This window comes from Pseudonocardia bannensis, from assembly GCF_012911875.1.
Lineage (GTDB): Bacteria > Actinomycetota > Actinomycetes > Mycobacteriales > Pseudonocardiaceae > Pseudonocardia > Pseudonocardia bannensis.
The window spans coordinates 37,519-60,196 of the sequence record NZ_JAAXKZ010000020.1; the positions used below are offsets into that span (position 1 = coordinate 37,519).

At 73.3% G+C, this 22,678-nt stretch carries 20 protein-coding genes and 1 pseudogene; 17 read left to right on the forward strand and 4 right to left on the reverse strand.

What is annotated here, in order from left to right:
- The first annotated feature begins 23 nt into the window (after window positions 1-23).
- From typA to HF519_RS08285, 6 genes are all read left to right on the forward strand, one after another.
- Window positions 24-1,940 carry a translational GTPase TypA gene (gene typA, locus HF519_RS08260; RefSeq protein ID WP_312859975.1) on the forward strand — a complete coding sequence of 639 codons (1,917 nt, stop codon included), beginning with the start codon at window positions 24-26 and terminating at the stop codon, window positions 1,938-1,940.
- Window positions 1,941-2,063: 123 nt separating this feature from the next.
- A complete protein-coding gene (locus tag HF519_RS08265; protein WP_312859976.1) occupies window positions 2,064-3,911 on the forward strand; it encodes an ABC transporter family substrate-binding protein in 1,848 nt (615 codons plus the stop codon).
- 223 nt (window positions 3,912-4,134) lie between these two features.
- Window positions 4,135-5,835 (forward strand): peptide ABC transporter substrate-binding protein, encoded by a 1,701-nt coding sequence (locus HF519_RS08270; RefSeq protein WP_169411824.1) that lies wholly within the window; start codon window positions 4,135-4,137, stop codon window positions 5,833-5,835.
- A 72-nt stretch (window positions 5,836-5,907) separates the two neighbouring features.
- Window positions 5,908-6,840, forward strand: coding sequence for an ABC transporter permease (locus HF519_RS08275; protein ID WP_169411826.1), 933 nt, complete (start codon window positions 5,908-5,910; stop codon window positions 6,838-6,840).
- Between the two features lie 36 nt (window positions 6,841-6,876).
- Entirely contained in the window at window positions 6,877-7,839 is a 963-nt protein-coding gene (locus tag HF519_RS08280) for an ABC transporter permease (RefSeq protein ID WP_169411828.1), read from the forward strand.
- A 2-nt stretch (window positions 7,840-7,841) separates the two neighbouring features.
- A complete protein-coding gene (locus tag HF519_RS08285) occupies window positions 7,842-9,968 on the forward strand; it encodes an ABC transporter ATP-binding protein (protein ID WP_312859977.1) in 2,127 nt (708 codons plus the stop codon).
- Here HF519_RS08285 and HF519_RS08290 read toward each other — a convergent pair.
- Window positions 9,950-10,282: a hypothetical protein gene (locus HF519_RS08290; RefSeq protein WP_169411830.1), complete on the reverse strand. Its 333-nt coding sequence runs from the start codon at window positions 10,280-10,282 to the stop codon at window positions 9,950-9,952. The two genes, HF519_RS08285 and HF519_RS08290, sit on opposite strands and share 19 nt — an antisense overlap.
- Before the next feature lie 28 nt (window positions 10,283-10,310).
- Here HF519_RS08290 and HF519_RS08295 point away from each other — a divergent pair, with 28 nt between their 5' ends.
- Genes HF519_RS08295 through HF519_RS08315 form a run of 5 tightly spaced genes read left to right on the forward strand, consistent with a single transcriptional unit; the run spans window position 10,311 to window position 14,526 of the window.
- Window positions 10,311-11,387, forward strand: a complete 1,077-nt coding sequence (locus HF519_RS08295) for an ABC transporter ATP-binding protein (RefSeq protein ID WP_312859978.1) — start codon at window positions 10,311-10,313, stop codon at window positions 11,385-11,387.
- Complete coding sequence (locus tag HF519_RS08300; protein WP_169411832.1) at window positions 11,384-12,439, forward strand: ABC transporter ATP-binding protein; 1,056 nt, start codon at window positions 11,384-11,386, stop codon at window positions 12,437-12,439. The genes HF519_RS08295 and HF519_RS08300 overlap by 4 nt, the downstream gene beginning before the upstream one ends.
- Window positions 12,440-12,465: 26 nt before the next feature.
- The gene (gene mshB / locus HF519_RS08305; protein WP_169411859.1) at window positions 12,466-13,344 is read left to right on the forward strand and encodes an N-acetyl-1-D-myo-inositol-2-amino-2-deoxy-alpha-D-glucopyranoside deacetylase; all 879 of its coding nucleotides are present in this window, start codon (window positions 12,466-12,468) and stop codon (window positions 13,342-13,344) included.
- Window positions 13,344-13,739, forward strand: a complete 396-nt coding sequence (locus tag HF519_RS08310) for a hypothetical protein (RefSeq protein ID WP_246242838.1) — start codon at window positions 13,344-13,346, stop codon at window positions 13,737-13,739. The genes mshB and HF519_RS08310 overlap by 1 nt, the downstream gene beginning before the upstream one ends.
- Window positions 13,732-14,526, forward strand: coding sequence for a hypothetical protein (locus tag HF519_RS08315; RefSeq protein WP_169411834.1), 795 nt, complete (start codon window positions 13,732-13,734; stop codon window positions 14,524-14,526). Before HF519_RS08310 ends, HF519_RS08315 begins: the two co-directional genes overlap by 8 nt.
- Here the strand turns inward: HF519_RS08315 and HF519_RS08320 are convergent.
- Window positions 14,493-15,494: a GNAT family N-acetyltransferase gene (locus tag HF519_RS08320; RefSeq protein WP_169411836.1), complete on the reverse strand. Its 1,002-nt coding sequence runs from the start codon at window positions 15,492-15,494 to the stop codon at window positions 14,493-14,495. The two genes, HF519_RS08315 and HF519_RS08320, sit on opposite strands and share 34 nt — an antisense overlap.
- A 138-nt stretch (window positions 15,495-15,632) precedes the next feature.
- On the opposite strand from HF519_RS08320, the gene fdxA reads away from it, so the two are divergent.
- From fdxA to HF519_RS08335, 3 genes are all read left to right on the forward strand, one after another.
- A complete protein-coding gene (gene fdxA, locus HF519_RS08325; RefSeq protein ID WP_169411837.1) occupies window positions 15,633-15,959 on the forward strand; it encodes a ferredoxin in 327 nt (108 codons plus the stop codon).
- A gap of 92 nt (window positions 15,960-16,051) precedes the next feature.
- Window positions 16,052-17,152 (forward strand): succinyldiaminopimelate transaminase, encoded by a 1,101-nt coding sequence (dapC, locus tag HF519_RS08330; RefSeq protein ID WP_169411839.1) that lies wholly within the window; start codon window positions 16,052-16,054, stop codon window positions 17,150-17,152.
- Window positions 17,149-18,405 (forward strand): MFS transporter, encoded by a 1,257-nt coding sequence (locus HF519_RS08335; RefSeq protein WP_312859979.1) that lies wholly within the window; start codon window positions 17,149-17,151, stop codon window positions 18,403-18,405. Before dapC ends, HF519_RS08335 begins: the two co-directional genes overlap by 4 nt.
- On the opposite strand, the gene HF519_RS08340 is transcribed toward HF519_RS08335, so the two are convergent.
- Both HF519_RS08340 and dapD read right to left on the reverse strand, forming a co-directional pair.
- A complete protein-coding gene (locus HF519_RS08340; protein WP_312859980.1) occupies window positions 18,380-19,333 on the reverse strand; it encodes a CHAD domain-containing protein in 954 nt (317 codons plus the stop codon). The genes HF519_RS08335 and HF519_RS08340 overlap by 26 nt on opposite strands.
- Before the next feature lie 43 nt (window positions 19,334-19,376).
- Window positions 19,377-20,312, reverse strand: coding sequence for a 2,3,4,5-tetrahydropyridine-2,6-dicarboxylate N-succinyltransferase (dapD, locus tag HF519_RS08345; protein ID WP_312859981.1), 936 nt, complete (start codon window positions 20,310-20,312; stop codon window positions 19,377-19,379).
- A gap of 218 nt (window positions 20,313-20,530) precedes the next feature.
- Between dapD and dapE the strand changes: the two genes are divergently transcribed.
- From dapE to HF519_RS31105, 3 genes and pseudogenes are all read left to right on the forward strand, one after another.
- Window positions 20,531-21,604, forward strand: coding sequence for a succinyl-diaminopimelate desuccinylase (gene dapE / locus HF519_RS08350; RefSeq protein WP_169411841.1), 1,074 nt, complete (start codon window positions 20,531-20,533; stop codon window positions 21,602-21,604).
- Window positions 21,605-21,630: 26 nt separating this feature from the next.
- A complete protein-coding gene (locus HF519_RS08355) occupies window positions 21,631-22,395 on the forward strand; it encodes an LOG family protein (RefSeq protein ID WP_169411843.1) in 765 nt (254 codons plus the stop codon).
- Between the two features lie 162 nt (window positions 22,396-22,557).
- A pseudogene (locus HF519_RS31105) lies at window positions 22,558-22,678 on the forward strand (IS21 family transposase); the annotation flags it as partial.

Consider the following 22,678-nt stretch of genomic DNA (forward strand, 5'->3'; position numbering starts at 1 on the left):
CGGACCCGATCGCCACTTCCGCCGTGACCCCTGATTCGGGCACCGACACCGCTACCCGCGGCTTCCCCGATTCGCGCGGCGAGCTGCGCAACGTCGCGATCGTGGCCCACGTCGACCACGGCAAGACGACCCTGGTGGACGCCATGCTCCGCGCCTCCGGTGCCTTCGGCGAGCGCGCCGAGCCCGTCGACCGCGTTCTCGACTCCGGAGACCTGGAGCGCGAGAAGGGCATCACGATCCTCGCCAAGCACACCGCCATCAACTGGCACGGGCTGACGGTCAACGTCGTCGACACCCCCGGCCACGCCGACTTCGGCGGCGAGGTCGAGCGCGGCCTGTCCATGGTGGACGGGGTCGTGCTGCTCGTCGACGCCAGCGAGGGCCCGCTGCCCCAGACCCGCTTCGTCCTGCGCAAGACCCTGGCGGCCGGGCTGCCGGTCGTCCTCGTCGTGAACAAGACCGACCGCTCCGATGCGCGGTGCGCCGAGGTCGTCGACGAGAGCCTCGAGCTGCTGCTCGAGCTGGCCGACGAGCTCGAGCTCGACGAGGCCACCACCGCGCACCTGCTCGACCTGCCCGTGGTCTACGCCTCCGGCCGTGCCGGGCGTGCCTCCCGGACCCGGCCCGCCGACGGTGAGCTGCCCGACGCGCCCGACCTCGAGGCGCTGTTCGACACGCTCATCGCCACCGTGCCGCCGCCCGCGGACGACCCGGACGCCCCGCTGCAGGCGCACGTCACCAACCTCGACGCGACGACCTTCCTCGGCCGCATCGCGCTGTGCCGCGTCCGCGCCGGCACGATCCGCCGCGGCCAGCAGGTCGCGTGGTGCCAGGAGGACGGCACCGTCACCCGGGTGAAGATCACCGAGCTGCTGCGTACCGAGGCGCTGACCCGCGTCCCGGCCGACTCGGCGTCGGCGGGCGACCTGGTCGCGGTGGCCGGCATCGCCGACGTCACGATCGGCGACACCCTGGCCGATCCGGAGCACCCGAACCCGCTGCCGCGGATCGCGGTCGACGAGCCGGCGATCTCGATGACCATCGGTACCAACACCTCGCCGCTGGCGGGCAAGGACACCCATCCCGGCACCAAGCTGACCGCCCGGCTGGTCAAGAACCGGCTCGACTCCGAGCTCGTCGGCAACGTGAGCATCAGGGTGCTGCCCACCGAGCGCCCCGACGCGTGGGAGGTGCAGGGCCGTGGTGAGCTGGCGCTCGCGATCCTCGTCGAGACCATGCGCCGGGAGGGCTTCGAGCTGACGGTCGGCAAGCCCGAGGTCGTGACCCGCACGATCGACGGCAAGCTGCACGAGCCGTTCGAGCAGCTCTCCGTCGACGTCCCCACCGAGCATCTCGGTGCCGTCACCCAGCTGCTGGCGGCCCGCAAGGGCGAGATGGGCCAGATGATCCACGGTGACAACCGGGTCCGGATGGACTTCCGCGTCCCGAGCCGCGGCCTGATCGGCTTCCGCACCGAGTTCCTGACGATCACCCGCGGCGCCGGCATCGCCAGCCACGTCTTCGACGGCTACGGCCCCTGGGTCGGGGAGCTGCGCACCCGCCTGCGCGGGTCGCTGATCGCCGACCGCGACGGCCCCGTCACCGGCTATGCCGTGGACCAGCTCGCCGACCGCGGCGTGCTGTTCGTCGGCCCCGGCACCAAGGTCTACAACGGCATGGTGATCGGCGAGTACACCCGCGCCGAGGACCTCGAGGTCAACATCACGAAGGAGAAGAAGCTCACCAACATGCGCTCGTCCACGGGCGACGAGTTGGTGAAGCTGACCCCGCCGACGGTGCTGAACCTCGAGCAGGCGCTGGAGTTCTGCGCCCCCGACGAGTGTGTCGAGGTGACGCCGGAGTCGGTCCGTATCCGGAAGGTCGAGCTGGACTCGCACACCCGGGCCCGGAGCCGGGCGCGGGCGAAGTCGGCGCGCTGACCCCGGTCGACCCGCCGACCCCGGTACGGGGTCGGCGGGTCGGCCCGCGCGGTGCGACGATGGCCGCCGCGCGGGTCCCGGACCGCCGCGAGGAGGGGAACGAGGACCGGTGGGAGGACGAGGGTGACACGGATCGGCTCGACCCCCCGTACCGCACTCGCGATGCTGCTGGTCGCGGTCCTGGCCGCGCTCGCCGGGTGCACCGCGCAGCCTCCGCCGCAGCCGGCACCGGCGCCCGCACCCGCGCCGCGGACCGAGCCGACCCGGATCGTCGTCGGGGTCGACGCGCTCGGCGCCGGGTTCAACCCGCACCTGCTGGCGCACCAGTCGCCCGTCACCACCGCGGTGGCCGCCCTCGTGCTGCCATCGGTGTTCCGGCCCGACGCGACGGGCACACTGCGGCTGGACCGGACGATCGCGACCAGCGCCGAGGTGGTCTCGACGGCGCCGTTCACGGTGAGCTACGAACTCAACGTCACGGCGTCCTGGTCCTCGAACGCGCCGATCGCCGCGGAGGACTTCGTCTACCTCGTCGAGCAGATGCGCAGCCAGCCGGGCGTGGCCGACGCCGCCGGTTACCGCCTGATCACCGACGTCCGGTCCCGGGCCGGGGGCAAGGCCGTCGACGTCGTGTTCTCCGAGCCCTACCCACAGTGGCAGCAGCTGTTCTCCCAACTGCTGCCGGCGTCGATCCTGAAGGATGCCCCCGGCTCATGGACCGGGGCCCTGGCCAACGGGCTGCCCGTGTCCGGCGGTCCGTTCCGGGTCGCGTCGGTGGACCGGGCGCGCGGTGAGGTCGTGCTCGCCCGCAACGACCTCTACTGGGACACCCCGGCCACGCTCGATCAGATCCTGCTGCGCCGCCTCGACCCGAACACCCTCGCGGAGGGGCTGCGGGTCGGCGACGTGCACGTGGCGCTGCCGGCGGCCGACCCGGCCGTCCGGCAGGCGGTGGCCGGGATCGTGCCGGCGGTGCGCACCCAGAACGCTCCCCAGCCGACCGTGACCGAGCTCGGGCTGCGCGGCGACGCCGGGCCGCTCGCGGATCCCCGGGTGCGGCAGGCGATCGGTGCGATGGTCGACCGGGAGGCGGTGCGGGCCGCCGTGGCGCCGGACGCGCTGCCGGCCGACGCCTTCGGGCTCGCCCCCTCGCAGCCGGGCTATGCCCCGTCCGCGCCGCCGGGTGCCCCCGCCCGGCCCGATCCGGCCACCGCGGAGCAGTTGCTCACGTCGGTGGGTTACACCCGCTCCGCGGACGGCGGCTGGGTCCGGAACGGTCAGCCGCTGCGGTTGGTCATCGGGGCGGCCGCCGAACGGTCCGACGACCTGCGCGTCGCCGAGCTGGTGGCGGCGCAGCTGGAGGCGGCGGGTGTGCGGACCTCGCTGGTCGCCCCGCCGGCCGCGGAGTTGTTCGGCCAGTCGAGCGTCACGCCGACACCGCCGTCGACCACCGCTTCCCCGACGCCGACGCCGACGGCGCCTGCCCGGGCGGCGGGCCCGGAACCGACCCCGTCCGTGAACGCCCCGGGTCCGACGCCGAGCCCGGCGTCGAGCCCCACGCCGACGTCGGCGTCGACCGCCTCGCCCGTGCCGGGGGCGGGGGGCGTGCGGGTCGATGTGCTGGTCCAGCCCCGGACCGTGGGTGGCGACCTGGGCACCGAGCTGTCCTCGGACTTCGGCTGTCCGCGCGCCACCGCCGCGGTCGCGGACCCGCCGCCGACACCGACCGGGTTCTGCTTCCCCGCACTGCAGCCGTTGCTCGACAGCTTGCTCACCGGCCCCGCGAACCCGCAGTTGGCCGCGACCGTCGAGCGGGTGCTGTGGGCCCAGGTGCCGGCGCTGCCGCTGTTCCAGCCGGTCACCCTGGTGGTGAGCACGCCGACCTCGGACGCGGCGACCGGGATCGGTCCGGGCCCGTTGCGTACCGGGCCGGCGACCGGGGCCCAGCGCTGGACCGCACCGGTGACCTGAGCGCGTCACCTGACAGCGCCAAGTTGATCACTGGTAGTGACCTTGTGTCGCTGTGTACAGGTTCGATCACCCTTTGGTCACGATCTTCATGGCTCGGGTGGCGAGGTCACGGCGTGGTTCCTACGGTCCCTGGGTCGGCGCACCCCGACCGGGACATGGCCGGAACCCGCCGCGACCGGGACGCCGCACAAGGCGTCAGCAGCACAGAAGGGTCATGGAGCGCATGAGGAGAACGAGGGCGGCGTGGTCCGCCACCGCGCTGACGGTGGTGGCCGGCCTGGTGCTCGCCGGCTGCAGCCAGCAGAGCAACACCGGCGCGCCGGACACCGGGCAGCCGGCGGTGGGCTTCCCGGAGACGGCGCCGAACCCGGAGCAGCCGGGTAGGCCGGGCGGCGTCTTCCGTCTCGGGAGCACGGAGCCGACGGCCATCGATCCGTACAACGCCCAGGAGTCCGAGGGCATCCGGGTGGCCGAGGCGATCTTCACCGGCCTGGTCGAGGTCCAGCCCGACGGCGCGGTCACCCCGGGTGTGGCCAGTGACTGGTCGGCGAACGACAACTGCAGCGTCTGGACGTTCAACCTCAAGCCGGGCACGACGTTCCACAACGGCGAGACCGTCGACGCCGCCTCGTTCAAGCGGGGCTGGGAGCGGGCGGCGGCGAAGGGTTCCGGCTCCGAGGTCTCCTACCACCTCGACGTGATCCAGGGCTACGCCGAGATGCAGAGCGGCGCGGCGACCCAGCTGACCGGGGTCGACGCGAGCAACCCGGACCGGCTCGTCGTGACGCTGACCAAGCCCGACTGTGAGTTCGAGCTGCGGACCAACCACCCGGTCTACAGCCCCGTGCCGACGGCGGTCGGCGCGACCACGGACACCGCGTACACCGACGCCCCGATCGGCAACGGCCCGTTCCGCATGGACGGCAAGTGGCAGCACAACCAGGGCATCCGGCTCGTCCGCTTCGACGACTACACCGCCGGGGACAAGGCGTTCCTCGACGCCGTCGAGATCACGATCCTGCCCGACGCCAACGGCGCGCAGCTCGAGTACGACGGCTTCAACAACGGCCAGTTCGACTGGGCGCGGATGCCTCCGCCGCTGCTGGCGCAGGCGCGCGCGGCGAACGAGCCGGCCGGAAAGTGGATGTCGAAGAAGACCAACGGCATCAACTACTTCACGGTCGCGAACACGACGGCTCCGCTGAACTCCCCGGAGGCCCGCAAGGCGATCTCGCTCGCCATCGACCGCAACGCCATCGCGCAGGGCGTGTTCCAGGGCGCCCAGTCCCCGGCGACCGCGCTGGTGCCGCCGCTGTTCCCGGAGGCCTACCAGGACGGGGTCTGCGAGGCCTGTCGCTACGACCCGGCGGAGGCCAAGCGGCTCGCCGAGCAGGCCGGGCTGACCCCGGGTACCGAGCTCAGTCTCCAGTTCAACACCGGTGGTGGCCACGAGGAGTGGACCGCGGCCGTCCGCCAGCAGTTGGAGACCAACCTGGGCCTCAAGGTGAACTACACGGGGGTGCCGTTCACCGACCTGCTGAACAACGAGGGCGCCCCGGGCGCGACCGGTCTGTTCCGTTCGGCGTGGGGTGCGGACTACCCGACCCCGGGCAACTACCTGATCCCGCTGCTCGCCACATCCTCGATCGGGGCGGCGCCGAACGAGCCGGTCACCGGCAACAACTACGGTCGCTACAGCAACCCGCAGTTCGACGACCTGGTGGCGCGGGCCAATGCGAGCAAGGATGAGGCCGAGCGCAACGACCTGTGGAAGCAGGCCGAGCGGATCGCCATCGGTCAGGACCTGGCGCTCATCCCGCTGTGGGCCCGGCAGCAGTTCCGGCTCGTCGCGACCGACCGGTTCAACAACATCAACATGAACTTCAACGAGAACCCGACGCTGGAGAAGATCTCCATCAAGTGAGCTCGTGACGACGGCCGGCGGCCCCTCCACCGAGGGGCCGCCGGCCCTCGCGTATGGAGAGAAGAAGGCCTCATGGGAATGTTCATCCTGCGCCGCTCAGGGCAGGCGGTCCTGGTGGTGATGGGCGCGACGCTGCTCGTCTTCATCGCCACGTTCGCGCTCGGTGACCCCTTCGCCTCGACCGGCGACCGTCAGGTGCCGCCGGAGATCGCGGCGGCCAACCGGGCCCAGTTCGGCCTGGACCAGCCGCTGCCGATCCAGTACGTGACCTACCTGGGCAACCTGTTCACCGGCGATCTGGGGGTCGACTTCGACCAGCGCCGCCCGGTGATCGACATGCTGGCCGAGACCGTGCCCAACACCGTCCGGCTGGCGCTCGTCGCCATCCTGATCGACGTGATCATCGGGGTGGTCGCCGGCATCATCGCCGCGGTCAAGCGCTACTCCTTCGCCGACGTCCTGGTCACCGTGCTGTCGACGCTCGCGATCGGCGTCCCGGTGTTCGTCATCGGCATCGTGCTCGTGGCCAACCTCTCCGGCGTCGGACCGTTCCCGACCGTGCCACGCAGCTTCACCGTCGAGGTGCCCTGGTACCAGGAGGTCCTGCTGCCGGCGTTCGCGCTGGCGATCATCGACGCGGCGTTCATCGCACGCCTGATGCGCGGCTCGATGCTCGAGGTGCTGCGCTCGGACTACATCCGGACCGCACGGGCCAAAGGCCTCTCCGAACGCAAGGTGATCGGCAAGCACGCGCTGCGCAACTCGCTGATCCCCGTCGTCACCTACATCGGGGTCTCGCTCGGCGTGCTGCTCGGCGGAGCGATCATCACTGAGACGATCTTCCAGTACAACGGTGTCGGCTTCCTGCTGTTCCGGGCGATCAGCGGCAACAACGCTCCGGTGATCTCCGCGGTCGTGGTGTTCGGCGTGCTGGCCTACGTGCTGCTGAGCCTGCTCGTGGACATCCTCTACGCCTTCCTCGACCCCCGGATCCGACTGAACTAGCCACCACCACAGACGAACGAGTTGGGGCGACCCCTCATGACCACGCTTCCGCCGCCCACCGGCGGCTCGCCGGCCGACACCGCCGAGGTGGCCGCCGCGGCGCGACCCACCACGCAGGCCCCGCACGGCGGCCGCCGTTCCGCAGGGCCGGGCCAGCTCTCCGACATCTGGCGCCGCTACCGGCGCAACAGGCTGGCCCTGCTCGGCCTGGGCATCGTCGGGTTGCTGGTCTTCCTCGCGATCTTCGAACCCTTCATCACGCCGTTCAGCCCGTTCGAACAGAACCTGCTGAACACCACGGCGCCACCCAGCGCCCGGCACTGGTTCGGTACCGACGTGCTCGGCCGCGACATGTTCTCCGCGATCATCTACGGCGCCAAGCTCGCGGTGATCGTGGGTCTCGCGACGGTGGCGATGTCGTTGCTGATCGGCGTGGTGTTCGGGGCCATCGCCGGCTTTCGCGGCGGGGCCGTGGACTCGGTCATCATGCGTACGACCGACGTCTTCCTGGCCTTTCCGCTGCTCGTCGGCGCGATCCTGGTGGTGCGCACGTTCGGTGCGGGGGTCACGCCGGTGATCATCGCGCTGGCCCTGTTCGGGTGGACGACCAGCGCGCGGCTGATGCGCGGCCAGACGCTGGCCCTGCGGGAGAGCGAGTACGTCGAGGCCGCCCGGTCCATCGGGGCGACCGACCGGCGGATCATCTCGCGGCACATCCTGCCCAATGCGATCGCGCCCGTGCTGGTCTACGCGTTCACCAACATCGGCGTGGTCGTCGTCGCGATGGCCTCGCTGTCGTTCCTCGGCATCGGCGTCCCGGCGGACATCCCGGAGTGGGGCCGGCTGATCTCGCAGTCGGCGCCGTTCTTCCAGGTGCCCGGCAAGTCCCACCTGTGGGCCTTCCCGGCGCTCGCCATCTGCGTCACCACGTTGGGCTTCGCGTTCGTGGCCGACGGCCTGCGCGACGCGCTCGACCCCAAGCTGCGCGGGAGGGGCTGACCGTGGCCGATACGGCAGGAACGACACCGACCTCGCGGGGCGAGGACGTGCTCGGCGCATCCGGGGGGAGCCGGACCGCGCCGCTGCTGGAGGTCCGCGACCTGCGGGTGCACTTCGACACCCCGGCCGGGACGGTCAAAGCCGTCGACGGGGTCAGCTGGCAGGTCGACGAGGGCGAGACGCTGGCGATCGTCGGCGAGTCCGGGTCGGGCAAGTCGGTGTCGGCGATGACGATCCTCGGGCTGGTCCCGAGTCCGCCGGCGGTGTTCCCCGGCGGACAGGTGCTGCTGCGCGGCCGTTCGCTGCTCGACATGCCGGAGGCCCGGCAGCGCAAGCTGCGGGGCAACGAGATCTCGATGATCTTCCAGGACCCGCTGACCGCGCTGAACCCGGTCTTCAAGGTCGGCGAGCAGATCGCCGAGATGATCCGGACGCACCGGAAGGTCGGGAAGGCGGCGGCGCTGCGCAAGGCCGTCGACCTGCTCGGCGAGGTGGGCATCCCCAACCCGCGGGTGCGTGCCGCGCAGTACCCGCACGAGTTCTCCGGCGGCATGCGGCAGCGCGCGATGATCGCGATGGCGCTGGCCAACGACCCGCAGGTGCTGCTGGCCGACGAGCCCACCACCGCGCTCGACGTCACCGTGCAGGCGCAGATCATGCAACTGCTCGAGGATCTGCAGGCCAGCCGTAACACCGCGATCGTGCTCATCACCCACGACCTCGGTCTGGTCGCCAGCCACGCCGACCGGATCGCCGTGATGTACGCGGGCCGGATCGTGGAGACCGGCACGTGCGAGGAGATCTTCACCGCGCCGCGGCACTCCTACACCCACGGCCTGCTGTCCAGCCTCGCCCGGATGGACCACGCCCGGCCGGAGAAGCTGGAGCCGATCCCCGGGCAGCCGCCGAGCCTGTCGCGGGTACCGCAAGGCTGCGCGTTCCACCCGCGCTGTCAGTTCGCCACCGCCGAGTGCACGACCGAGGTGCCGATACTCGTCCCGAGCCGGCCCGGCTCGGACCATCTGCACGCCTGCCTGCACAGCGACAGGGTCGCCGCGGCGCACTCCGCTCCGCGCCCGCCCGCGGCGGTCGCGACGGCGCGCGTCGAGACCGGCGTCCCGCCGGTCCTCGAGGTCGAGGGCCTGGTCAAGCACTTCCCGATCCGGTCCGGCCTGCTGTTCAAACGCACCATCGGCGCCGTGCAGGCCGTGGACGGGATCGACCTGGACATCGAGCCGGGGACGACGCTGTCCCTGGTCGGTGAGTCCGGCTGCGGCAAGTCGACGGCGGCGCGGACGATCCTGCGGTTGCAGGAGCCGACCGCGGGGTCCGTCCGGCTCGGCAGCCGCGACGTCACGGCCATGCGCAAGGAGGAGCTGCGCAAGGCCCGGGAGGACATGCAGATCGTCTTCCAGGACCCCTACGCCTCGCTCAACCCGCGCATGACGGTCCGGCAGATCCTCACCGAGAAGTACGAACTGCTCGGCGGCGAGCTCACCGAGGACACGATCCCCGACCTGCTGGAGACCGTCGGCCTCTCGGCGGAGTACGCCGACCGCTACCCGCACGAGTTCTCCGGCGGTCAGCGCCAGCGCGTCGGCATCGCGCGGGCGATCGCGTTGAACCCGAGGTTCGTGGTCCTCGACGAGCCGGTGTCCGCGCTGGACGTGTCGATCCAGGCGCAGATCCTGAACCTCCTGGAGGACCTGCAGCGCGAGTTCGGCCTGACCTACCTGTTCATCGCGCACGACCTCTCGGTGGTCCGGCACATCTCCGACCGGGTGGCGGTCATGTACCTGGGCGGGATCGTCGAACTGGCCGACCGCGACGACCTGTTCGAGCGGCCGCAGCATCCGTACACCCAGGCGTTGATCTCGGCGGTGCCGATCCCGGACCCGGCCGTCGAACGCAGCCGGGAGCGGATCGTGCTCACCGGGGACGTGCCGAACCCGGCCGACCCGCCGTCGGGCTGCCGGTTCCGCACGCGGTGCTGGAAGCACCTGGAGCTGTCGGACCCGGACAAGCAGCGATGCATCACCGAGCGCCCTGCGCTGGACCTCGCCGACGGGTCGGGCCGGCACCGGGTGGCGTGTCACTTCGCGGGGGAGCGTCAGGTCCTGCGCGGCTGAGGTGGCTCCCACGCGTAGTGGCTGATCCACAGGCCCGGCTCCACCTCGGTGTGCCCGGCACCCCGGAACCCGGCGCTCTCGTAGAGCCTGCGGGCCGGGGCGTCGGCGCGCCCGCCGGATTCGACGACCCCGAACCAGGTCGACCCGGCGCCGCGCAGCGCGTCGACGGTGTCGGTGAGTCCGGGTATGGCAGGCGACCCGATCAGGGCGGCCTCCACGCGGTACGCCGCGATCTGCAGGTGGAGCAGGGCCTCGGCGACCCTCGTGTCGTGCTCGGGGTGGAGCCGGGCGACCCCGGTCGGCGCAGTGTTCATGGTCCTCCGGCTACGTAAGCTACGGGGCGTGAGCACGCGTGCCGGAAACTGTGACGGACCATCCGACACCGTGCTCGAGGTCTCCGGGCTCTCGGTGTCGTTCCCGAGTGCCGACGGGCCGGTGCGGGCCGTGCGGGGGGTGGACTACCGGCTGCGCCGCGGCGAGGTGCTGGGCATCGTCGGCGAGTCCGGGTCCGGCAAGTCGGTGACATCGCTCGCCGTCATGGGCCTGCTGCCGCGCACCGCACAGGTGTCCGGCTCGGTCCGGTTCGCCGGCCGGGAGTTGGTGGGTGCCCCGGACGCCGAGCTCAGCCGGATCCGGGGCCGGCGGATCGCGATGGTCCTCCAGGACCCGATGACGTCGCTGAACCCCGTGCACACCGTCGGCCGGCAGATCGCGGAGGCCGTGCGGGCCCACCACGACGTGAGCAGGGCGGCCGCGAACGACCGGGGGGTGGAGCTGCTCGCGGCCCTGCGCATCCCCAACCCGGCGGAGCGGGTGAACGCCTACCCGCACGAGCTGTCCGGTGGCATGCGCCAGCGGGTGGTCATCGCGATCGCGATGGCCAACGACCCCGACGTGATCATCGCGGACGAGCCGACGACCGCGCTGGACGTGACCGTGCAGGCCCAGGTCCTGGAGTCGCTGCGGACCGCCCAGGAGCGGACCGGAGCGGCGATGGTACTCATCACCCACGACCTCGGCGTGATCGCCGGACAGGCCGACCGGGTGCTCGTGATGTACGCCGGCAAACCCGTCGAGGTCGGCACCGCGGAGGAGGTCTTCTACACCCCGCGGATGCCCTACACCCTCGGCCTGCTGGGCAGCCTGCCGCGGCTGGACCGGCCGGCCGCCCGCCTCACGCCGATCGCCGGATCGCCCCCGTCGATGGTCGACCTGCCGCCGGGGTGCCCGTTCGCGCCCCGCTGTCCGCTCGCGGCCGCGAGCTGCACCGAGTCCGAGCCGGAACTGCAGACGGCCACCGGTGCCGGGCACCTGGCCGCGTGCCACCGGTCCGCGGAGCTGGCCGGCGCGAGCGCCGACGAGGTGTTCCGGGCCGGGGAGCGCGTCGGCGTGCCGGCCGGGCCCGGGGGCGGCGCGTGAGCGCTCCCGCCGTCCACCCCGACGGGGTCGTCCCGGCCGGCGGCGCGCCGCTGCTGTCCGTGCGTCACCTCGTCAAGCACTTCCCGGCGCGGTCGAAGGGCCTGATCCGCCGCGCCGCAGGCGAGGTGCACGCGGTCTGCGACGTGTCCTTCGACCTGGCGGCCGGAGAGACACTGGGCCTGGTCGGCGAGTCCGGCTGCGGCAAGTCGACCACGGCCAGGATGGCGCTGAACCTGATCCCGGCCACGTCGGGGGAGGTGCGGTACCGGGGCCGGGACCTGACGACGGTGTCGCGCCCGCAGATGCGGTCGCTGCGCCGGGAGTTGCAGATCGTCTTCCAGGACCCGTACGCGGCCCTCGACCCGAGGCTGTCCGTGCACGACATCATCGCCGAGCCGCTGCGTATCCACCGCCGCTACGACGCCGGCGGCCCGGACACGGTGCGCGAGCTGATGCGCAGGGTCGGCCTGGACCCCGAGCACGGCCACCGCCTGCCGCACGAGTTCTCCGGCGGGCAGCGCCAGCGCATCGGGGTGGCCCGCGCGCTGGCGCTGCGGCCCGCGGTGCTCGTCCTCGACGAGCCGGTCTCCGCGTTGGACGTGTCCGTCCAGGCCGGGGTGCTCAACCTGCTCGCCGAGCTGCAGTCCGAGCTGGGGCCCGCCTACCTGTTCGTCTCCCACGACCTGTCCGTGGTCCGGCACATCGCCGATCGGGTGGCCGTGATGTACCTCGGCCGGATCGTGGAGACCGGGCCGGTCGACCGGCTCTTCGACGGGCCGGCGCACCCGTACACGCAGGCGCTGATCTCGGCGATCCCGCTGCCCGACCCGCGCCGGGAACGGGCCCGCGAGCGGCTCACGCTGGCCGGGGAGCTGCCGAGCCCGCTCGCCCCACCGAGCGGCTGCCGGTTCCGTACCCGCTGCCCGACGTTCGCGGACGACCTGGGCGAGGGGGAGCGCCGGCGGTGCACCGAGGTGGTGCCGGAGCTCGTCGAGCGCGGGCAGGGACACCCGGTGGCCTGTCACTTCGCCCGGCGCCGGAGCATGCTCTGAGCGGCTCGGCATAGGCTGCGGCCGTGATGCTCCCCGCGCGCCGGCTCGTGCTGGTGCACGCCCATCCCGACGACGAGACGCTCACGACCGGCGGCACGATCGCCCGCTACGCCGCCGAACCCGACACCGCGGTGACGGTCGTGACCTGCACGCTGGGCGAGGAGGGCGAGGTCATCCCGCCCGAGCTCGCCCAGCTCGCCCCCGATCAGGCCGATCAGCTCGGCGGCTACCGGATCGGCGAGCTGGCCGGCGCCACGGCGGCGCTGGGCCTGCGCGACCACCGGTTCCTCGGCGGGGTGGGCCGCTGGCGCGACTCCGGCATGGTGCTGGCCGGACACGGGGTGCGCGCGGCGTCACCGGACCAGCTGCACCCCCGTGCGTTCGCCGCGCCCGGCGCGTTCGACGAGCAGGTCTCCCAGCTCGCGGCGATCCTCGCCGAGCTGCGCCCGCAGGTGGTGGTCAGCTACGGCGACGACGGTGGCTACGGCCATCCCGACCACGTCCGGGCCCACCGGATCACCGTCGCGGCCGCGGAACGGGCCACGGGGGTCGAGAAGGTCTACTTCGCCGCGGTCGGCCGGTCCGGGCTCGACGCCGGGCTCGCCGACCTCGCCGGCGCGCCGGGGATGCCGTTCCGCCTGCCCGCGCCCGACGAGCTGCCCAGCGTCGCCGACGCCGCCGTCACCACCCGGATCGACGTCGCCGCCCAGCGCCCGGCACGGATCGCCGCGATGCGCGCGCACGCGACCCAGATCGCGGTGTGGGAGGACCCGGCCCGGCCCGGCCGGGTGGCCTACGCGATGAGCAACGGGGTGGCGCAGCCGCTGCTCGACGTCGAGGAGTTCGTACTGGCCGGCGGCGCCGCCGGTCCCGAGACCGACCTGTTCACCGGGATCGGGACGTGATGCGGGTCCTGGTGCTCGCGCTGTTGTCGCTGGACTCGGCGATGCTGGCCGCGCTCGCGCTGATGCTCCAGCCGTCCTACATCGGGTGGGTCCCGGTGCCGATCGGCACGGTGCTCGTCCTGCTCACCATGCCGTGGCTGGTGCGCCGGGCCGCTGAGCAGGAGGCGAGCTCCGGGGTGGCGGGCGCGCCGGTTCTCGTGTGGATCGGGGTGGTCGGCGTGCTCGGGTTCGGCGGTCCCGGTGGCGACGTCCTGCTCCCGGCGACGTGGCAGTCGCTGCTGCTGATCGTGTCGGGCCTGGGCTCCGGGCTGTGGACGCTGCGGCAGGTGCTGCATTCCGGGCCCGCGACGGCGGACGACGAGCGGGGCTCCATGTCGGCGGTCAGCAGTGGCTGAGTCGATCAGCGACGCCGCGATCGTCGCGGTGCTGCGGCCGTTCGTCCGGGCGACCCGTCCGGTGCTCGACGGCCTGCGCGAGTCCGACCCGTTCGGTCTGCGGGCCCGGGTGGGCGCGCTGGACCGGTCGGGCCCCGGCGCGGTGGGCCCGGACGACGCGGGCGAGCGCGGTCTGCGGGAGAAGATGCTCGACGCGCTGGCCGCCGTCGAGGTCCCGGGCACGGCGGCGTGGGCGGCGATGGACGCCGATGCCCGCTGCCGGTGGTGGGTCTACCGGGTCGGCCGGTTCGTCACGCTGATCGCGGCGATCCCGGGACTGGGCGGGGCCCTCGCCCGCACCCTGCCGGTCTCGGCGGCGGTCGGGACGGCCGGCCAGGGCCTGCTGCTGTGCGCGATCGCGGGTGAGCACGGGATCCGCGAGGAGGACCACCTCGTCGCGCTGCTCGGTGCGGTCCTGTTCCGCCGGGACCTCGCCGTCCCGCACCAGCTCAGCGCCGCCGACGACGCCGCCGTCGCCGCGCGGGCGGCCGAGCTCACCGGTGATCTCGCCGGGGCGGGGAGCACGCCGACGCTGCGCCGGGTCGGCGGCGCGGTGTGGCGGCTCGGGCGGGCCCTGTTCGCGGTGGAGGACGAGCTCGACAAGCGCCCGCGCGGCCGCTTCTACCACGAGGCGATCGGCATGCTGCCCGTCGTCGGGGTGGTGGGGAAGTACTTCGGGGAGTGGTCGGGGCTCAAACGGGCCTCGAAGCAGGGTCACACCTGGTTGCGCTCGGGCGGCACGAGGTAGTGGTAGCGGTGGTGTTCGGTGGCGCCGAGGGCGTCGTAGAACGCCAGCGCCTCCGTGTTGTGCACCGCGACCTGGAGCACTGCCCAGCGTGCGCCGTGCTCGCGGCCCCAGCGCGCGGCCGCCGCGGTCAGCGCCGTGGCCACCCCGGTCCGGCGCGCGGCGGGGGCGACCGCCAGGCGGGACAGGTGGAGATGGTCGGCCACGACGGCCGCCCGGATCACGCCGGCCGGGTCGCCGGATCCGCCGGCCCGGGCCAGCCCGAACGCCGTGGACGGCCCGTCCGGGCCCGGTTCGAGCACGTGCCGCTGCGCCGGCGTGGGCGAGTCGCCGAGCGCGGCCTCCCACCAGTCGTCGCTCGCGCGGTCCGCCAGCACGACGCCGGCCGGGTCCGCGCCGGCGAACCGGTCCAGGTCCGCGACGAGTACCGCCACCTCCGCGCCGGCCGCGTGCCCGGCGTCGAGCACCCAGCCCTCGCCGGCCACCGCCTTGGACCACGGTGAGCCCATCGGCGCCTGCACCCGGGGTGTGATCCCGTGCTCGGCGGCGAAGGCCCGCACGGCGTCGAGGGCGGCGGGGATCGGCACCCCCGGGTCCCCGGCGGCGAGCGCGGCGTTCGCCCGGCCGGTGAAGCCGCCCGCCGCGCGCAACCGCCACGCCCCCAGCGGCCGGTCGGCCTGCGCCGGCCAGGCGTCCGCGCACAGCACCTCGAGCCGGCCCACCACCGACCAGGACGGGCGCTTGGGCTGCGCGGGCGGAACCGCCCGGACGGCGACGACGGCCTCCTTGTCGACGCGGACCGGACCCCGTCGCGTCGCCACCACGACGGTGGCGACGCCGTCGCGCTCGCCGCCTTCTGTGAGTTCACCCACCACGTCGGTGAACAGCGGACGTCCGTCGCGCTCGCCGATCCGGTGGCGCAGCGCGACCCGCGAGCCCAGCAGGGCGTCCAGCCCGTCCACCGCAGCCATACTGAGGCCATCCTCTCTCACGACACGCGCATCCGGCCGGGTTAACCTGCCGTACGACTGACATCGCCCCGGCTCCCGCAGCGATCACGTCGAGATACATACTGGGAGCGTCGTAATGCCCGAGTGGAGGACCACCCCGTGACCTACGTCATCGCCGAGCCCTGCGTCGACCTGCTCGACAAGGCGTGCATCGAAGAGTGCCCGGTGGACTGCATCTACGAGGGCGGGCGGATGATGTACATCCACCCCGACGAGTGCGTCGACTGCGGTGCCTGCGAGCCGGTCTGCCCCGTCGAGGCCATCTACTACGAGGACGACGTGCCCGAGCAGTGGGCCGCCTACACCAAGGCCAACGCCGACTTCTTCGCGGAGCTCGGCTCGCCGGGGGGCGCGTCCAAGGTCGGCAAGATCGAGAAGGACGTCGAGCCGGCCGCTAGCCTGCCGCCCCAGTCCCACGACGAGTGAGACCTGCTCGCAGGGTCGAACCGTCAGTGCAGGGACCTGCTCGCAGGGTCGAACCGTCAGTGCAGGGACCTGCTCGCAGGGTCGAACCGTCAGTGCACAGGGCTATCGCTCTTCCCGACTTCCCCTGGGACTCGCTCGCGGGCGACAAGGAACTCGCCGCCGGGCACCCGGACGGGATCGTCGACCTGTCCGTCGGGACGCCCGTCGACCCGGTTCCGGCCGTGGTCCGGGCGGCTCTGGCCGGGCCGGCCGCCGACGAGCCGGGCTATCCGACCACGCACGGTCCGGTGGAGCTGCGCCGGGCGGTGGCCGACTCGCTGGTCCGGCGCTTCGGCGTCGCCCCGATCGATCCCGCGGCGGTGCTGCCCACGATCGGCTCCAAGGAGCTGGTCGCCTGGCTGCCCACGCTGCTCGGGCTCGGCCGGGGCGACATCGTGGCGGTACCGGAGCTGGCGTACCCGACCTACGAGGTCGGGGCGCTGCTGGCCGGGGCCACCGTGGTGCGGCTCGCCGACGGTGAGGCGCCGCCGCCCGGGACCCGTCTGGTCTGGCTGAACTCGCCGTCGAACCCCACCGGGCGGGTACTGTCCGCCGCCGCGCTGCGCGAGGCCGTGGACGCGGCCCGCGCGGTGGGCGCGACGGTGGCGTCCGACGAGTGCTACCTCGCGCTGTCCGCGCCGCCGCACCGGGCGACCTCGGTGCTGCACCCGGAGATCAGCGGTGGCCGCATCGACGGGCTGCTCGCGGTGCACTCGCTGTCGAAGTCGTCGAACCTGGCCGGCTACCGGGCGGCGTTCGTGGCGGGGGACCCGTCCCTGATCGCGCCGCTGCTCGAGGTGCGCAAGCACGCCGGAATGATCGTGCCGCGACCGGTGCAGGCCGCGATGGCCGCGGCGGTGTCCGATGACGCCCACGTGGCCGCCCAGACCGCGGTGTACGACCGGCGCCGGGCTCGGCTGCGCACGGCGCTGGAGGCGGCCGGGCTGCGCGTCGACCATTCCGAGGCCGGGCTCTACCTCTGGGCGACGGCCGGCCGGCCGTCCCGTTTGACGGTGCGGGAGCTCGCCACGCAAGGTGTCCTGGTGGCACCGGGGGAGTTCTACGGTCCGGCAGGGGCGCAGCACGTCCGGGTGGCCGTCACCGCCAGCGACGAGCGGATCGACGCGGCAGTGGCCCGGCTGACCCCGGCGTGAGTGCTTCCACGACGGCGGTGGCGCGGCAGGTCCGCCCGGCGGTCGTGCTCCTCGGCCTGCTCGCGCTCGCGGCCAACCTGCGGGCCGCGCTGGCCGGCTATCCGCCGCTGATCGAGACGGTCCGCGGCGAGCTCGGGATCTCCGCGGGCGCGGCCGGGCTCGTCCAGGCCTCCGCCGTGCTGATGATGGCGGTCGGTTCGTTCGTCGGTTCCGCGTTCGGCGGCCGCTTCGGCCGGGAACGCGCGCTCGGCGTGTCGGTCGGGATGGTGGCGCTCGGCAGCATCGCGCGCGGCTGTCCCGCGCTGGTGCCGCTGATCGGGGGCAGCCTGCTCATCGGTCTCGGCATCGGGCTGGCGGGGGTTCTGCTCACGGGGGTCGTCAAGGAACATCTCGCGACCCGTGCCGGCGCCGCCACCGGCGGCTACGTCGTGTCGATGATGATCGGTGCGACGGTGTCCAGTGCCGCCGCGGTACCGATCGCGACCGCCCTGGGCGGGTGGTCGTTCTCGCTCGCGGTCTGGGCGGTGCCCGCGGTGCTCGCGGTGGTCGCCTGGACCCCGGTCGTCCGCCGGATGGGGTCGCACGACCGGACGGCGCCGCGTCCCCGGCTGCCCTGGCGCGACCGGTTCGCCCGCCAGGCCGCCTGCTACCAGGCGGGCACCTCGCTGATGTTCTACGGCTGGCTGACCTGGCTGTCGCCGTACTACGAGAGCCAGGGCTGGAGCGCTGCGCGGGCCGGGTTGCTGCTGGCCGTGTGGAGCGTCTCGCAGATCCCCGCGGCGCTGCTCGTGCCGATCTTCGCCGAGCGGCGGTGGCGCTGGCGTTTCTGGTCCGGGATCACGCTGGGTTGCGGCCTGGCCGGCACCCTGGGGGCGATGCTGCTGCCGCAGCCGCCGGTCCTGGGTGCGTGGCTGTGGGTGGTGCTGATGGGCATCGGGGCCGGCGCCGGGTTCCCGCTCGGCCTGTCGGTGATCGCCTGGCGGACCCCGGACGGCGCCGCCAGCGCCGCGACCAGCGGCCTCGCGCTGGGCGTCGGCTACCTCGCGGCGGGCCTGGGCCCGCTCCTGATGGGCCTGCTCATCGACCTCACCCGCGGCTTCCCCGCCGCCATCGCGATGCTGCTCGCCGCGGGCGTCCTGCAGGGTCTGGCGATCTGGCGGATCGGCGACCGGCCGCCGCCCGGACGGGCCCGGCCGGAGCCGGACGCCGAACCGGACGGCACGGCCGTCACAGCGCCTCGGCTCGCTCCCTGACCTGCAGCCACGCCGCCCACCAGTGGGTGCGCTTCTCGTCGGCCCGCGTGCGCTCGCGCTCCACCAGCCGCCCCGCGACGAACACGACGTGCGCGTCCGGGTACTCGCCCAGGCCGTCGAGCAGCTCGCGGATCCGCTGCTCGGCGACGCACGCGTCCTGGTGGTCGCCGAGGACCTCCTGGAGTTCGGCGGTCGCCTTGAGCAGCCGCCGCACCGGCTTGCCCAACGCCGGCTCGACCAGCTCGCCGGTGTAGCGCACCCGCTTGCCGAGGATCCGCAGCGCGTGCAAGGTCTCGTCCGGCGGGTTCTCCCCGGCCTTCTCGACGGCCTTGCGGAGCTTGCGGGCCTCCCCGCGCACCAGGTCGACGAGCGCCGGCTGCGCCTGGGTGGCCGACGGCGTCGGCAGAGGCAGTCGGATCGCGTCGACCAGCCGCTCCAGCAGCGCGGTGTAGCGGGGGGCGTCGAGGGCGGCCAGCATCTCGGCGCGGGCGGCCGCCCGCTCGGTCTCGAGCGCGGCGACCAGGACCTCGGCCGCAGCCTGCTCGGCGGGCGGCAGCAGCGCGGCCTCACCGCGCAGCCGCAGCAGCATCACGTCGAGGTCGCGGACCGGGCCCAGCGCCCGGCCCAGCCAGCCCAGCTCCGCCCGGAGCCCGTCGGCCCACGCGGCGTCGAGCAGCGGCCGCGCGGCCTTGAGCGTCGCCCGCATCCGCCGCACCGAGACCCGCATCTGGTGCAGGTCCTCGATGTCGCGCCCGGTGCGGGTGCCCGGGTCGTGGTGCAGCAGCGCGCGCAGCCGCAGGTCGAGGGCGGCGCGGACGTGGTGTGCCGGTGGGTCGGTGGGGATCGCCGTCAGCGGGGTCGGCAGATCCAGCAGGCGCGGGCCGTCGGACTGGCGCCGGCGGGCGCGGCGCGGAGCGGGGGAGGACACGGGCGCGAACTCTATTCGAGCCCGGTGCCCACCCTCCGGCGGCTCAGTTGGCGTGCAGAGCGGCGTTCAGGGCGATCCCGTCACCGGTTCGCGGGAGGGCTTCGACCGCCCCGGTCACCGAGTTCCGGCGCAGCAGCAGCCCGTCCGTGCCCGACAGGGTGCGGGCCGCGGTGGTGCTGCCGTCCGGCAGCGTGACCTTCGTGCCGGCGGTGACGTAGAGCCCGGCCTCGACCACGCAGTCGTCGCCGAGCGAGATGCCGATCCCGGCGTTGGCGCCGATCAGGCAGCGCTTGCCGACCGAGATGACCTCCTTGCCGCCGCCGGACAGCGTGCCCATGACCGAGGCGCTGCCACCGAGGTCCGAGCCGTCGCCGACGACGACACCGGCGGAGATCCGACCCTCGACCATGGAGGCGCCGAGCGTGCCGGCGTTGAAGTTGACGAATCCCTCGTGCATGACGGTGGTGCCCTCGGCCAGGTGCGCGCCGAGACGGACCCGGTCGGCGTCGGCGATCCGGACACCGGTCGGCACGATGTAGTCGACCATCCGCGGGAACTTGTCGACGCCGTACACGGTGAGCGGGCCGCGGGCCTTCAGCCGGGCGCGGGTCAGCTCGAAACCGGGCACGGCACACGGGCCCTGGTTGGTCCAGGCCACGTTCGCGAGCAGCCCGAAGATCCCGTCGAGGTTGACCTCGTGCGGGCGGACGAGGCGGTGGCTGAGCAGGTGCAGCCGCAGGTAGACGTCCTGGGCGTCGACCGCCGGGTCGGCGAGCGAGTCGATCGTCGTGCGGACGACCCGCGTCGTGACGCCCCGCGCCTCGTCGCTGCCGGCCAGCCCCTCCAGCGACGCCGACACGTCCTCGGCGTCGGCCCCGAGCGCGGGGGACGGGTACCAGGTGTCCAGGACGGTGCCGTCGGCGGTGACGGTGGCCAGGCCGGTGCCGGAGGCGCCCTCATGGCGCAGTGCGGTGCTCACGGACGCCCAATTTATCCCGCGCGGCCGCTGCGCCGTCCTCCGGATGCCGCCCAAGCCGCTGCCCGCCGTCGCGCAGGCCACCGCGAGATCGGCCGTCGACCCCACCACGGGCCCGGCCCGCCCCGACGTCTCGCTCAGCCGGGGATCCAGAAGCGATTCGACGGGCACCGGAGCCGGCGCCCCGCCCCGGCCACCCGGTCCGGGTAGCGTCGGGGCCCGTGACGACCACCGTCCCGACCCTGGACCTCACCGCCGATCCCGTCGAGCTCACCGCCGCGCTGGTCGACGTGCCCAGCGTGTCCGGCGACGAGGCGATGCTGGCCGACGCCCTGGAACACGCGCTGCGCACCCAGGCCCCGCATCTCGAGGTCGTCCGGTCAGGGGCCGCGGTGCTGGCCCGCACCCACCTCGGCCGGGCCCGGCGGGTCCTGCTCGCGGGGCACACCGACACGGTGCCGATCGCGGACAACGTGCCGAGCCGGCGCGAGGGCGACCTGCTCTACGGCTGCGGCACCTCCGACATGAAGTCCGGCGACGCCGTCTTCGCGCACCTGGCCGCCACCCTGACCGAGCCGCGGCACGACCTGACACTGGTGTTCTACGACTGCGAGGAGATCGAGGCGACCCGCAACGGCCTGGGCCGCATCGAGCGCGAACTGCCCGACTGGCTGCGCGCCGACCTCGCGATCCTCGGCGAGCCGACGGGCGGCGCCGTCGAGGCCGGCTGTCAGGGCACGCTGCGGGTGGAGATCCGCACGCAGGGCCGGCGCGCGCACTCCGCACGGTCGTGGCTGGGTGACAACGCGGTGCACCACGCGGCGGACGTCCTGGCGCGGCTCAACGCCTACACCGCCCGCGACGTCGACATCGACGGGTGCGTGTACCGCGAGGGCCTGCAGGCGGTGCGGATCGCGGGCGGGGTGGCCGGCAACGTCGTCCCCGACGAATGCGTGGTGACGGTCAACTTCCGGTTCGCCCCCGATCGTGACGCGGAGGCCGCGCAGGCCCACGTCCGGGAGGTCTTCGACGGCTACGACCTGACCGTCACCGACCTGTCGCCCGGGGCGCTCCCGGGCCTGGCAGCCCCCGCGGCCAGGGAGTTCCTCGCGGCCACCGGCACGACGGCGCAGGCGAAGTACGGGTGGACCGACGTGTCCCGGTTCGCCGCCCTGGGCATCCCCGCGATCAACTACGGCCCCGGTGACCCGAACCTGGCCCACACCCGCGAGGAGCACGTCGACACCCGGGCGATCACCGGCTGCACGGACGTGCTGTGGCGTTTCCTGGCCTGACACCAGCCCTCACTAGTCTGGACCACATGACCACGAGCGGTGACGGACGTCCCGAGGAGAAGTTGCGCGGTCCGGTCGTGCTGCGCCGCGAGCACCGCAACGAAGACACGACCACCGACCAACGGCTGCTCGACTCGCGCGGCCCCAGCGACTGGGTGCACACCGACCCGTGGCGGGTGCTGCGGATCCAGGCCGAGTTCGTCGAGGGCTTCGGAGCACTGGCCGAACTGCCGCGCGCGGTCACCGTCTTCGGCTCCGCCCGCACCCCCCGGGAGCACCCGGAGTACGCGCTGGGCCGTGAGCTGGGCGCGGCTCTCGCCGAGGCCGGCTTCGCCGTGATCACCGGCGGCGGCCCGGGGACCATGGAGGCGGTCAACCGGGGCTGCTCCGATGCCGGCGGGATGTCGGTCGGGCTGGGCATCGAGCTGCCGTTCGAGCAGGGGCTGAACGACTGGGTCGACCTCGGTATCAACTTCCGCTACTTCTTCGCCCGCAAGACGATGTTCGTCAAGTACTCCCAGGCGTTCGTCTGCCTGCCCGGCGGCTTCGGCACCCTCGACGAGCTGTTCGAGGCGCTCACCCTCGTGCAGACCAAGAAGGTCACGAAGTTCCCGGTGGTGCTGCTCGGCCGCGACTACTGGGGCGGGCTCTACGACTGGATCGCCTCGACGGTCCTGGACAGCGGCAAGATCGGCGAGAAGGACCTGGCGCTGCTGCACCTGACCGACGACGTCGACGACGCGGTGAAGGTCGTGCACGAGGCTTATCGCGCGTGGGAGGAGACGCATTGAGCGCGCGACTGCTCGGCACGGTGACGCCGTGAGCACCGGTTCGTACGCGATCTGCGTCTACTGCGCCTCGTCCGAGGGTGTCCCGGCGCACTACAAGGAACTCGCCGAGGAGATCGGGAGGCTCGTCCGGATAGGCTCCGCGCCGTGCTGGTCGTCGTCAACGTGCTCGTGTTCTGCGCGGTGCTGCCATGGTCGAGGGTGCGGTTCGTCCGCTTCGCGGTCGACGAACGCGCCGAGACCACCCTGAACATGCTGGCCGAGTGCTTCGAGACGATCGGTGGGG

Coding starts and splice junctions, on each gene's coding strand:
- HF519_RS08270 (WP_169411824.1), top strand. CDS start 4,135: ATGAGGAGAACGAGGGCGGCGTGGTCCGCCACCGCGCTGACGGTGGTG.
- HF519_RS08275 (WP_169411826.1), top strand. CDS start 5,908: ATGGGAATGTTCATCCTGCGCCGCTCAGGGCAGGCGGTCCTGGTGGTG.
- HF519_RS08280 (WP_169411828.1), top strand. CDS start 6,877: ATGACCACGCTTCCGCCGCCCACCGGCGGCTCGCCGGCCGACACCGCC.
- HF519_RS08290 (WP_169411830.1), bottom strand. CDS start 10,282: ATGAACACTGCGCCGACCGGGGTCGCCCGGCTCCACCCCGAGCACGAC.
- mshB (WP_169411859.1), top strand. CDS start 12,466: ATGCTCCCCGCGCGCCGGCTCGTGCTGGTGCACGCCCATCCCGACGAC.
- HF519_RS08310 (WP_246242838.1), top strand. CDS start 13,344: ATGCGGGTCCTGGTGCTCGCGCTGTTGTCGCTGGACTCGGCGATGCTG.
- HF519_RS08320 (WP_169411836.1), bottom strand. CDS start 15,494: ATGGCTGCGGTGGACGGGCTGGACGCCCTGCTGGGCTCGCGGGTCGCG.
- HF519_RS08355 (WP_169411843.1), top strand. CDS start 21,631: ATGACCACGAGCGGTGACGGACGTCCCGAGGAGAAGTTGCGCGGTCCG.